The 12,361-nt window shown below is 35.7% G+C and carries 9 protein-coding genes; 3 read left to right on the forward strand and 6 right to left on the reverse strand.

Translation table 11 applies throughout. From position 1 onward, the window contains the following. Window positions 1–15: 15 nt before the first annotated feature. From REB14_RS22210 to REB14_RS22225, 4 genes are all read right to left on the reverse strand, one after another. Window positions 16–1,422 (reverse strand): MBL fold metallo-hydrolase, encoded by a 1,407-nt coding sequence (locus REB14_RS22210; RefSeq protein WP_309523321.1) that lies wholly within the window; start codon window positions 1,420–1,422, stop codon window positions 16–18. A gap of 82 nt (window positions 1,423–1,504) precedes the next feature. Next, window positions 1,505–2,299 (reverse strand): sulfite exporter TauE/SafE family protein, encoded by a 795-nt coding sequence (locus REB14_RS22215; protein ID WP_079241056.1) that lies wholly within the window; start codon window positions 2,297–2,299, stop codon window positions 1,505–1,507. Window positions 2,300–2,560: 261 nt separating this feature from the next. Next, a complete protein-coding gene (locus tag REB14_RS22220; protein WP_079241055.1) occupies window positions 2,561–3,202 on the reverse strand; it encodes a Crp/Fnr family transcriptional regulator in 642 nt (213 codons plus the stop codon). Between the two features lie 8 nt (window positions 3,203–3,210). Continuing rightward, window positions 3,211–5,475 (reverse strand): glycoside hydrolase family 20 protein, encoded by a 2,265-nt coding sequence (locus REB14_RS22225; protein WP_309523322.1) that lies wholly within the window; start codon window positions 5,473–5,475, stop codon window positions 3,211–3,213. A gap of 237 nt (window positions 5,476–5,712) precedes the next feature. Between REB14_RS22225 and REB14_RS22230 the strand changes: the two genes are divergently transcribed. Next, window positions 5,713–6,528 (forward strand): DUF4197 domain-containing protein, encoded by an 816-nt coding sequence (locus tag REB14_RS22230; RefSeq protein ID WP_079241053.1) that lies wholly within the window; start codon window positions 5,713–5,715, stop codon window positions 6,526–6,528. 411 nt (window positions 6,529–6,939) lie between these two features. Here the strand turns inward: REB14_RS22230 and REB14_RS22235 are convergent, their stop codons facing one another. Continuing rightward, complete coding sequence (locus REB14_RS22235; protein ID WP_002980639.1) at window positions 6,940–7,593, reverse strand: CoA transferase subunit B; 654 nt, start codon at window positions 7,591–7,593, stop codon at window positions 6,940–6,942. Between the two features lie 124 nt (window positions 7,594–7,717). On the opposite strand from REB14_RS22235, the gene REB14_RS22240 reads away from it, so the two are divergent. Beyond that, on the forward strand, window positions 7,718–9,520 hold the full coding sequence (locus REB14_RS22240; protein ID WP_309523323.1) for an ABC transporter ATP-binding protein: 1,803 nt from the start codon (window positions 7,718–7,720) through the stop codon (window positions 9,518–9,520). Between the two features lie 49 nt (window positions 9,521–9,569). Here REB14_RS22240 and REB14_RS22245 read toward each other — a convergent pair whose 3' ends face one another. Then, complete coding sequence (locus REB14_RS22245; protein ID WP_034695351.1) at window positions 9,570–10,271, reverse strand: CoA transferase subunit A; 702 nt, start codon at window positions 10,269–10,271, stop codon at window positions 9,570–9,572. Between the two features lie 379 nt (window positions 10,272–10,650). Here REB14_RS22245 and REB14_RS22250 point away from each other — a divergent pair, with 379 nt between their 5' ends. Beyond that, the gene (locus REB14_RS22250) at window positions 10,651–12,189 is read left to right on the forward strand and encodes a toxin-antitoxin system YwqK family antitoxin (protein WP_309523324.1); all 1,539 of its coding nucleotides are present in this window, start codon (window positions 10,651–10,653) and stop codon (window positions 12,187–12,189) included. The last annotated feature ends 172 nt before the right edge of the window (window positions 12,190–12,361 follow it).

A 12,361-nucleotide genomic window follows, 5' to 3' on the forward strand; every position in this document is an offset into this window, starting at 1 on the left:
TTTAATCTAATTTATTTAAATTTTAGTCTGACACACAAAATCACTTTTAGGAACACTTGTGGAAATAATGGCTTTAAAGCCACCTTCAATTTCTGAAAAGTTTCTGTATCCTCTTGCCTGAAGGATGCTTGCTGCCATTGTACTTCTGTAACCGCTACCACAATGCATGTAGAAATGTTCTGTTGGTTCTATCTTATGAATCCATTCATTGATGTATGCCAGAGGTTTACTGTAAGCTTCATGAATATGTTCTGCATTGTATTCGCTTTCTTTTCTTATATCAATGATTTTTGCTTCTTTTTCTTTGATTTCGGATTCAAACTGCTCAGCAGAAATACGGTTGACAACATCGATTTCTTTTCCGCTCTTTTTCCAGGTTTCGAAACCTCCATCCAAAAATCCTAAGATGTGATCAAATCCTACTCTACTCAATCGGGTTACAGCCTCTTCTTCTGTTCCTTTTTCGGTTACCAGAAGAATAGGTTGGTTGACATCTGCAATTAAAGCCCCTACCCAAGGAGCAAAATCACCATTCAATCCTATATTGACAGACTGTGGGATAAAACCTATGGCAAAATCATGGTTGTTTCTTACATCTAAAATCAAAGCTCCTGAAACTTCAGCAATTTCTTCAAACTGCTCAGAGGCAAGAGCATTCAACCCTTTTGAAAGAACCTCATCGAAACTGCTATATCCTTTTTTATTCATCATCACATTCATTCCGAAATAAGCTGGCGGAGGTAAAAGCCCATCTGTTACTTCTTGTATAAAACTCTGTTTATCCTTTTGATTCAAGGCATAATTGGTTCTTTTTTGATTTCCCAATGTATCTATTGTTTCTTTCTGCATATTTTTACCGCAGGCTGAACCGGCTCCATGAGCTGGATAAACCGTAATATCATCTTGTAAAGGCAGAATTTTATGATACAAACTATCATATAAAAGGCCTGCCAGTTCTTCCTGAGTCATATTTGCTCCTTTCTGTGCCAGATCAGGACGCCCTACATCTCCAAGGAATAAGGTGTCACCGCTAAAAAGAGCTTTTTCAATGCCATTTTCATCAATCAACACATAACATGAACTTTCAAGGGTATGTCCTGGTGTATGAAGAACTTTAATTTTAATATCTCCTAGTTCAAATATATGTTCATCTTCTGCAATAACAGCATCAAACTGGGGATTGGCTGTCGGTCCATAAACAATTGGAGCTCCGGTTTTATGGCTTAAATCTAGATGTCCGCTGACAAAATCTGCATGAAAATGAGTTTCAAAGATGTATTTCAATTCTACTCTATCTTCTTTCAGTCTGTTGATATAAGGCTGTGTTTCTCTTAAAGGATCAATAATTGCGGCTTCTCCCGCTGAGGTAATATAGTAAGCGCCCTGTGCAAGACATCCTGTATAAATCTGTTCTATTTTCATTGTATTTTATTTTGATTTATTATCTGATACAAATTTCCATCTTTCCTTTTTCCTGTACAGCTACTTTTGTTACATAAGAAAATTAAAGGAAGATTTCTTTCGTGATGATATAAATACCCATTACCAGAATAAACCATCCGAATGCAGGTTTCAGTCTCTTACCGTCTATCTTTTTTGATAATTGAGAGCCAATAATAATCCCGACAACAGCAATGGCCGTGATAGAAACCAGCAGTTTCCAATCTATTGCTACATGGTTTACAGAGGAGATAAAACCGATCAGAGAATTGATAGAAATGATAACTAATGAAGTTCCTATTGCAGTTTTCATTGGAACTTTTAAAAGATTCACTAATGCCGGGATAATCATAAAACCACCTCCTGCTCCTACCAATCCCGTTAAAACACCTACTATTGAACCTTGCCCTGCTGACAGAAAAGCACTATTCTTATTCGTAATGCTTTCTAAAGATTCTTTTGAGGAATTACTTTTGATCATTTTATAGGATGCCAGAATCATTAAGCCTGCAAAAATCAATAATAAAAAAATATTTTTGGTAACCGTAAAGTTCTGTATTATTATGACTTTTTCAGGAATTAAAGGAAGAAGATATATTCTGGTCAGAAAGATGGAAACTACCGAAGGAAGTCCGAATACCAAAGCCATTTTAAAATTGATCAATCCTTTTTTAAAATACGATACAGAGCCTACAAGACTACTGATTCCCACTACAAAGAGAGAATATTCTGTTGCAAGAAAAGTATCAATCCCAAAGAGATAAACAAGTACGGGAACAGTGAGAATACTTCCTCCACCTCCTATTAAACCAAGAGAAACTCCTATTAAAACTGCAGCTGCATATCCTATGATTTCCATTATTATTATTCAACTAATTCTGATGCAAAAATGGGAATGTAAAAAGAAGTCTACAGTTACTTTTGTTACATAAGGAGATTTTTTAACACAAATGAAAACAAATAGTTTCACAAAGGATACAAAGAAGTTAGAGTAATTCCTCTTCTTTGAGATTGCTTCACCTTTGGTTCGCAATGATTTTTACCACCCCGTCAAAAATTTAAAAATTTTTTGCCACCCCTCCGTAGGAAAGGAATATCTTTGATTGAAGTGAAGTGAATGTTATGAGTTCAGGGTTTTCAGGAGAACGATTTTATTTCTTCCCAGCTGGAGTTTTCCGTCTTCTTCAAGCTGTTTCAGGAGTCTTGATACCACTACCCTTGCAGTTCCCAATTCATTAGCAAGTTGTTCATGGGTCGTGTGAATGGTTTCAGAGCCGGTGAGTTCAGATTTTTTCTGCAATAGGTTGAGAAGTCTTTCGTCTACTTTTTTGAAAGCAATGGCATTGATAATATCTAATAGTTCTTCAAATCTTTTATGATACAATCTGAAAATATAATCCAGCCATTCCGGATGTTCTTTAATGAATAAAGACACCTTATCTACCGGAAGAAAAAGAATTTCAGCATCTTCTTCAATTTCAGCTTTTACAATGCTTTTTTCATTGTGCATTCCGCCCAGAAAAGACATGATACAGCTTTCTCCAGCCTTGATATAGTATAGTAAAATTTCACGCCCGTCTTCTTCTGTTCTGATTACTTTCAGCATTCCTTTCATCACGATAGGAATAGAACGGATGGAAGCATTTTCATCTAGAATAATATCTCCTTGATGGTAACTTTTCGTTACACCATATTGATACAACTTTTCTACCAATTCTGGTGATGATGAGAATTCTGAAGAAAGTATGGTGTCGTCCTGCATTTTTTATTCTAATTTACGCCAATTTCATCGACAAACAACCATGCTTTAGAATCTGCTCCGGGATTTCCTGCCGGAATAATGCCCGCATTTTCAATAGTTACTTTCAGGTATTTCGCATTCTGCGCCCCTACATTCAGTTTGATTTTTCCAGTAGTATTTTTAATTTCTGCAGTTCCGATTTCTTTGATCAGTTTAAAATTACTGTTATCATCAGAAACATAGATCTTTGCAGATTTAGCCAGATGTATCCAGCTTCCTTTATTCTCAAGAGTATTGAAATACACTTCTGAAAAAGTTGTTTTCTGTCCCAAATCTATTGTTGCCACTACATCTTTTCCCTGAAAGCCCAGCCATGTTTTACCCAGCTGTTTTACATTTCCGATAATACCGTCTACTAAGGTGAAAGCTCCTCCAAAAGAATAGTTTTCGCTAGGTTGCTGTTCTAAAGTTATCTTTTTCCCAGTAGTCTTTGAAATGGTAAATGGTTGTACAGACACGGCACTTTTCAGCTGACCCTCTTCAAAATAAGCTGATTTAATAGTTAAAGAATTAGGAATCTGAACTGCATTCTGATACGTTTTAGAATTGATGGAAGGATTTGTTCCGTCCAGTGTATATCTTATTCCGTTTGTGTTTTGCGAGGTTGACAATTCGTAGGCAATTCCCGTATTGGAAGGAATTACCTTTCCGGTGATGTTATAAATGCTTTTGGCATAGTTAACCTTCATACCATCCAGAACTTTAAACTGATTGATCACTCTATTTTCAAATTCTTTATAATTCTTAGGATCTGAAGTTCCCCATCCTACTTCAGAAAGCGCCATTAATCTTGGAAAAATCATATACTGTACCTGTTTGAAATCTAAAATATATTCTGTCCACAGGTTAGCCTGAACTCCCATGATATATTTAGCCTGTTCAGCATTCAGTTCGGAAGGAATAGGATTATAAGAATATACTTTTTCTAAAGGAGTAAAACCACCAAAAGCATTAGGTTCAGACTGTGGATCTCCCTGATAATGGTCAAAATAACAGTATGCTCCTGGTGTCATTACGGCAAAGTGTTTTGATTTTGCAGCTTCAATACCTCCATTGACGCCTGTCCAGCTCATTACGGCAGCATTCGGAGCTAACCCGCCTTCTAAAATTTCATCCCAGCCAATAATTTTTCGTCCTTTGCTGTTGACATATTTTTCAATTCGATGAATAAAGTAGCTTTGCAAACCATGTTCATCTTTTAAATTATTTTTCTTAATCAATTCCTGGCAGTGTACACATTCTTTCCATCGTGTTTTCGGGCACTCATCACCCCCAATGTGAATGTATTGGGAAGGGAATAATTTGATTACCTCATCCAAAACGTTTTCCAGAAAAGTAAATGTTTCATCTTTCGGACAGAAAACATCATCAAAAACACCCCATTTCGTAGCAGATTCAAAAGGACCTTTGGTACATGCCAGTTCAGGATATGCTGATAAAGCTGCCAGTGCATGCCCAGGCATTTCAATTTCAGGGACCACAGTAATGTGTCTGTCCTGAGCGTATTTTACCACTTCTTTTATTTGTTCCTGGGTATAAAAATAAGGTCCGTAAGGTTTTCCGTCAAATGTATTATCAACATAAGCCCCGATCATGGATTCTTTACGTTTTGAGCCGATCTGAGTAAGCTTAGGATATTTTTTAATTTCAATTCTCCATCCCTGATCATCGGTTAAATGCCAGTGAAAAGTGTTCAGTTTATACATCGCCAGATAATCGATATACTGTTTCACCTCATCAACAGTGAAAAAATGACGGCATACATCTAAATGCATTCCTCTCCATGCAAATTTCGGCTGATCTTCGATTTTCATAGCAGGAATTTTCTTTCCCTCTTTATACTGTTCAATAATCTGAACCAAAGTTTGAAGAGCCAGAAAATACCCTTGTTTCGTATAGGACTTAATATGAATTTGCTTTGGAGAAATTTCTATTGAATAATATTCTTTTTTCTGCTGAGTCTCTGGTTCCGAAGGTGAAGGAATTACAGAGTTTGTTAAATGAATCTCACCACCTTTCTGAGCATATTGAAAGTCTAACTGAGAACCAATCCTTTTTTTGAAATATTCTGTTTCCTCTTTTGGCAGGTTACCGTTTAGAACGAACGTTTTGGGGATTACAAATTCTCCCTGTAAAAGTTGAACTTTTTGAGGATAAGGGATTAGGTTTAATTTATTTTGGGCAAAAATCACGTTTGAAATCAATACAAAAAGTACTAAAAAAGTCCGTATCATTGGATGTGGTTAAGGTTTGAGCTAAGATAATTATTTTTCAAAACTCTTTGAACCTTTTTTAAAAAACAAAATGTAAACATTTTAAATCGTTTATATTCTTGTGAAATAAATAATTTACAATTATTAAACCATATCTATAGAAATTATTCTATTATATCCTGTACATTATGGTTTGTTTTTTGATCCACTTAATCGACTTAAAAAAAATTAAAAGGTTTAAATTTGTAAAAAAATAGGATGAAAAAAAACATTTTTCTGGCAGCAGCATTATTATTCTCAATGTCAACACAGGCACAAATTTTTGATATCATAAAATCTGCCGTTAAAGATAAAACAGGAGTAGACCTTAATGTTCCGGTAAAAAATACGGGTACTGCAACTTCTCCTAAGACTACCACTACGGGATCCGGTTCTAACAATTCATCTGCCGGCCTTGGAAACCTTACTTCTACCCAGATTTCCTCAGGATTAAAAGAGGCTTTAAGTATGGGAGTAACAGATGGAGTAAAAAAACTGGCCGTAACGGATGGTTTTTTCAAAAATGAAGCTGTAAAGATTTTAATGCCTGAAAAATTAAGAAAAATCGACACTACTTTACGTTCTATTGGAATGGGAAGTCTTGCTGATGAAGGAGTAAAATTACTGAACAGAGCTGCTGAAGATGCCGTAACTGAAGCTGCACCTATTTTTACAAATGCCATTACTTCCATGACGATTACGGATGCCAAAAATATTTTATTAGGCAGTAATAATGCTGCAACAAGCTACCTTCAGGGAAAGACTCAGACTCAGCTTTTCAATGCTTTTCAGCCTAAAGTAAAAGCTTCTTTAGGAAAAGTTGGCGCTGATACGCTTTGGAAAAATCTCATTTCAAAATATAATACATTTACCGGACAGGCTGTCACTACAGATCTTAACGAATATGTTACTACAGAAACCATTAATGGTGTTTTCAAAATGGTAGCAGATAAAGAAAGCGGGATCAGAAATACGCCTGCAATGAGAACAACGAGTATTTTGCAAAAGGTTTTTGGGGCTCAGGATGGGAAATAAATAAGAAGTTAGATATTAGAGGTTAGAAGTTAGTTTGACATGCTAACCGTTAAGATATTTAAGCTGTTTCATGATGAAACAGCTTTTTTTTGTTTTTAATTTCTTTTGTCTTGAAACAAAAGAAACAAAAATTCAAGACCTGGAGCTCTTCGCTAAAAATAAATCCTGTTCTCTAAAAATTCTAAACTTGCGAGAAATCATTATTTATTAATCAGTTCTGAATTGGTCTCGCACTTCGGACAGAAGAATTTTCTTAACGTTCACCGGAATTATTTTTTTAACGCTACGATCTCCTATGTCGCTTTTAGACTAGCAATAGAAATATTGATCAAATTTTAAATGATAGTTTCCTATATTGTAAAAAGTTTCGGCCTCACTTTGTGAGGCCGAAACTTTTTATTTATCATCAGATTAGAATTGCATTTCAGGAATTTCTCCTTCAATGATCAGATCTGCTTCTGTAGCTTTGATAATATCTTCTACTGAAACTCCCGGTGCTCTTTCCACCAGTTTAAACCCTGCCGGAGTTACATCCAGAACAGCTAATTCAGTAACCACTTTTTTAACACAGTTTACTCCTGTTAAAGGAAGTGTACATTTTTTAAGGATTTTACTTTCTCCTGCTTTGTTTACATGCATCATTGCAACGATAATATTTTCTGCAGAAGCTACAAGATCCATTGCTCCTCCCATTCCTTTCACCATTTTTCCAGGAATTTTCCAGTTGGCAATATCTCCGTTTTCTGAAACTTCCATTGCTCCAAGGATGGTAAGGTCTACTTTCTGACCACGAATCATCCCGAAACTAAAGGCTGAATCAAAGAATGAACCTCCTTCCAGAATAGTAATGGTCTGTTTTCCGGCATTGATGATATCCGCATCTTCTTCTCCTTCGAAAGGGAAAGGTCCCATCCCCAAAACTCCATTTTCACTCTGGAATTCTACGGAAATACCTTCCGGAACATAGTTGGCAACCAAAGTAGGAATCCCAATTCCCAGGTTTACATAATAACGATCTTTCAGTTCTTTTGAAATTCTTTTGGCAATTTGTTCTTTTGTAAGCATAATAAAAACTTAGACTGCAATTTAATTATTTTCACTTGAATACAAAAGAGCTTTGTTGTATTCAATAATTAACACTGTTAGTTAAAATAATATCTGTAATTTTGTTCCATTATTTTTTAATAGAATGAAAATACTTTTTAGATATCTTAAACCTTATCAGTGGCTGATAATCATCTCTTTATTTTTGGCTACGATCAACCAGGTTTTCTCTTTATTTGCCCCGGCCATCACAGGAAATATCCTTGATCAATTGGTTACTCATCCTAACTTTTTTGATAAAGAAAAGCTATTACCCAGAAACCTGAATGAATATTTATACGGAAGCTCTGTATATCACGGTGCTTTTTACTTCTTGGGACTGCTTATCGGAACAGCAATGGTGAGCAGAATTGCCAAAGCTTTTCAGGATTATGTGGTCAGTGTGATTACTCAAAAGTTTGGAGCGAAAATATTTACAGACGGTTTAAAACACTCCATGGCACTTCCCTATCAGGAGTTTGAAGATCAGAGAAGTGGTGAAACCCTGTCAATTTTAACGAAAGTAAGAGAAGATACGGTTAAATTTATCACAAATTTCATCAATATTTTCTTCGGAATTCTGGTGAGTATTATTTTCGTTTCTGTGTATGCTATCCGTTTGCATTGGTCTATTATGCCGGTTTATATCTGTGGAATTTTCTTTATTGCGATTGTCACCAATTTGTTGAGTAAGAGAATCAAAGTGATCCAGAAAAATATCGTCACTGAAACCACCGCTTTAGCCGGAAGTACTACTGAAAGTCTTAGAAACATTGAGATTGTTAAAAGTTTAGGATTAACCAATCAGGAAGTAATCCGTTTAAACAACAATACTTACAAGATTCTTGGTCTTGAACTGAGAAAAGTGAAAAGCATCCGTTCTTTAAGTTTTATTCAGGGGACAATGGTCAATTTTCTTCAACAATTAATTACCCTGACTCTTTTATTTTTAATTTTTAAAAACATTGTGACTCCGGGTCAATATCTGTCTCTAATGTTTTATGGCTTCTTTATTTTCGGGCCTATGCAGGAAATTGGAAACATTATTATTTCTTATCGTGAGGCAGAAGCGTCTCTTCAGAATTTTGACCGTTTGATGAAAAAAGACGTAGAAGAAAAACCTCTTCATCCGAAACAAATCGGAGCTATTGAGGAACTGGAATTTAAACATGTTTCTTTCAAGCATCAGTCTGCTCAGTACAAAGCTTTAAATAATATTTCTTTTGATCTTAAAAACGGTGAGACTATTGCCTTTGTAGGGCCGAGTGGTTCCGGAAAAAGTACTTTGGTGAAACTGCTGGTTGGATTGTACAGACCTCAGGAAGGGAATATTTTTTACAATGGAATCAATGGAAAAGAATTTGATTTTGATGAACTAAGAAATCAGATTGGCTTTGTAACACAAGATACCCAGTTATTTGCCGGAACCATTAAGGAAAACCTTCTTTTCGTTAATCCTTCTGCTACTGAGGAAGAACTTGCCGTTGCTTTACAGAAATCAAGCTGCACAGCATTACTGGAAAGAGCTGAAAAAGGAATTGAAACCGTGATTGGTGAAGGCGGCCTGAAACTGAGTGGCGGTGAAAAACAAAGGATTGCTATTGCCAGAGCCCTTTTAAGAAAACCTCATTTGCTGATTTTTGATGAAGCTACTTCTGCACTGGACAGCATTACTGAAGAAGAAATTACCACTACCATCAAGGACATTTCAAAAGAAAGAGAACAGATTACCGTTCTTATTGCACATCGTTTAAGTACGATTATGCATGCAGACAAAATTTATGTTCTTGAACGTGGTCAGGTAGTAGAAACAGGTTCCCACGCGAATCTCATTGACGAAAAAGGACTTTACTACGCCATGTGGAGACAACAGATCGGAGAAAGAAAAACACTTACTCCTCAAGCATAAAAAAAGCGCTGAATGGATGTTCAGCGCTTTTTATTTTTATTTTTTGAACTTATTCTTTAGTTCTTACGGTTCTCTGCTCAATTCTTTTTTCAAATTTTTCTCCCTGGAAAATTCTCTGAATCATGATTCCCGGAATATGAATTTCATTGGGATCTAATTGTCCTGGTTCTACCAATTCTTCCACTTCAGCAATGGTAATTTTTGCCGCACCCGCCATCGGATGGTTGAAATTTCTTGCTGATCCTTTAAAGATAAGGTTTCCTGCATGATCCCCTTTCCATGCTTTTACGATAGAAAAGTCTGCATCGTAAGCGTGCTCCAGAATATGAGGTTTTCCTTTGAAATCTTTTACTTCTTTCCCTTCTGCTACTTCAGTTCCATACCCTGCAGGGGTATAAAATGCCGGAATTCCCGCCTGAGCAGCTCTGCATTTTTCTGCTAAAGTTCCCTGAGGAGTTAGTTCTACATCCAATTCACCTGAAAGCATCTGTCTTTCAAATTCAGCATTTTCACCTACGTAAGAAGAGATCATTTTCTTAATCTGTCTTTTGTGAAGCAGTAATCCTAATCCGAAATCATCTACTCCTGCATTGTTTGAAATGCAAGTAAGATCTTTCACATCGCTTTCTACCAAAGCATTGATTGAGTTTTCAGGGATTCCGCAAAGTCCGAATCCGCCAAGCATCAATGTCATTCCATCATTAATTCCTTCAATGGCCTCCTTTGCATTTTTTACTCTTTTATCTATCATGAAATATTAGATTTTTCTGTTGGCTAAATTTAATAAATTTTCCTGTATATCCTATGAATGGAAACAGTACTGAATTCGATACATTTTTTAAAAACCGTCCCAAAACATTTAAACACATCATAATCAAAATATTACATCAAAAACCGAACAAGTCTGTTCATTTTTTATCTTATTTCTCATCAATTTCATCTATATTTGCGCTCTCAAAGCCGGAAATACTGTATTAGTTCCGGTTGTCATCTAAACACAACTTTATGTAGAAATTATTTCAATGCCGGACAAATACTGCCCTTTTCGCTTCATTTGATCACTACTGAGATCTGTTTCAACAACCTTCATCACATTAATCATATATAAATATCAAAGCTTACAAAAAAACATGAAAAAATTATTTACCTCAGCATTACTTGCACTGGTACTCAGCATCAATGTATACGCACAGGAAAAAACTTATTTCGATGAAAACTGGGAAAAAACTACTCAGGACAACATGGAATATTACCGTGAAACGACTCCAAAAGGAAAACTTACCCTTATCAAAGATTTCTATAAGGACGGAGAACTTCAAATGGAAGGACTCGCTTCAGATCCAACTCCTAATAGCGAAGTGTATGACGGAAAAGTAACCTGGTATACTCCTGAAGGAAAGGTGTTGAGTTTTGCCACTTATTCTAACGGCCAGCAGGTTGGACCAACTCAGACTAATGATACAAAAGGGAGACTGACAGAAGATTTGGTATATAAAGCAGATGGAAACTTCTCAGGAAAGATGTTCACCTACAAAGATGCTGAAGATGGAATGGATTTTAACATTCTGATTGATTACGAAAACTCAACGCCTGTAAAAACAACCGTTTATGATGATGATATTAAAGGGATCAGAAATGAAACCATCATTGATAAGGATAGCAACACTGAAACAAAATATTACGGTGAAAAAGGAAAATATCTTGGCAGCAGTACTACTTCCGGTTCGGGTGAAAATATGATGGTCGATTATTATTCCAGTCCAATGAGGATTTCTAAGATAGAAAAATACAGAAAGGACGGCAGTGTAAAGGAAGGCGTTATCTACAGCAAAACCGGAAAGATCTTACAGGAACAGAAAATGAACAAAAAAGATGGCTATAAAACAACTTATGACGAGTCGGGTAAAAAATTAGGGCATCTGGTATATCAATATGATAAAGAAAACGATATTTACAATCCAATGGATGGAGATGACTATCAGCTGTCCTATGAATACACACAGGTTTCATCCATCGATACCTATGAAAAAGGCTCAATTGTAAATAGCAAATACTTTGATGAAGACAAAAAATTATCGTCTGAGAAGTTTTTAAAAGATGATGTCATACAGGAAATCAAATATTATTCTCCGGATGGAAAGCTGAAATCTACATTAACGTACCAGGATGGTATTCCATATAATGGTACTACTTATGAAGGTTTTAATGAAACCCTCTATAAAGATGGTATTATTGTAAATATAAAAAACTATTATGAAGGGCTTAATAAACTGAATTATGAAAAAAAGCTGAATGCTAAGCAAACAGGTTATGAAGCAATTGTTTATGACACTAAAGGAACTGTTTTGTATACTTTTACACAACCTTTCAGTGAAGATGGTGAAGATTATTATTTCACAGCACAAATCACACAGTATGCAAAAGGCAAACCTGCCAATAAATCTTCTGTAAAAACCGGTGTGATTCAATCCGGAAAAATCAGGCTGAAAACATTTGATGGAGCCAAAGAACTTGAACGCAGCGGGAAATGGATTCTGTTAAAGCTTTATAATATGGATGGAAAGCTTATTCAGGAAACAAAGACTCTTGCTGATACTCAGGATGAAAATGCTTCTGCTGAAAACCAGACGTTACTTAATGAGGATGATCTGTATTATCCATTTGACTAATTACCATGTCTCTATATCAAAGGCGGTTTCAATTTTTTTTGGAGTCGCTTTTTTTAAACCACAGATAACACAATTTTCACCGATGATTAGGGATGATTTGGTGATTATTTACATCAATAAAAGAGGCTATCATTGCTGACAGCCTCTCCATTATAATTGTGTTTAGTTTACC

This window comes from Chryseobacterium metallicongregator (assembly GCF_031324065.1).
In the GTDB taxonomy this organism is placed as follows: domain Bacteria; phylum Bacteroidota; class Bacteroidia; order Flavobacteriales; family Weeksellaceae; genus Chryseobacterium; species Chryseobacterium metallicongregator.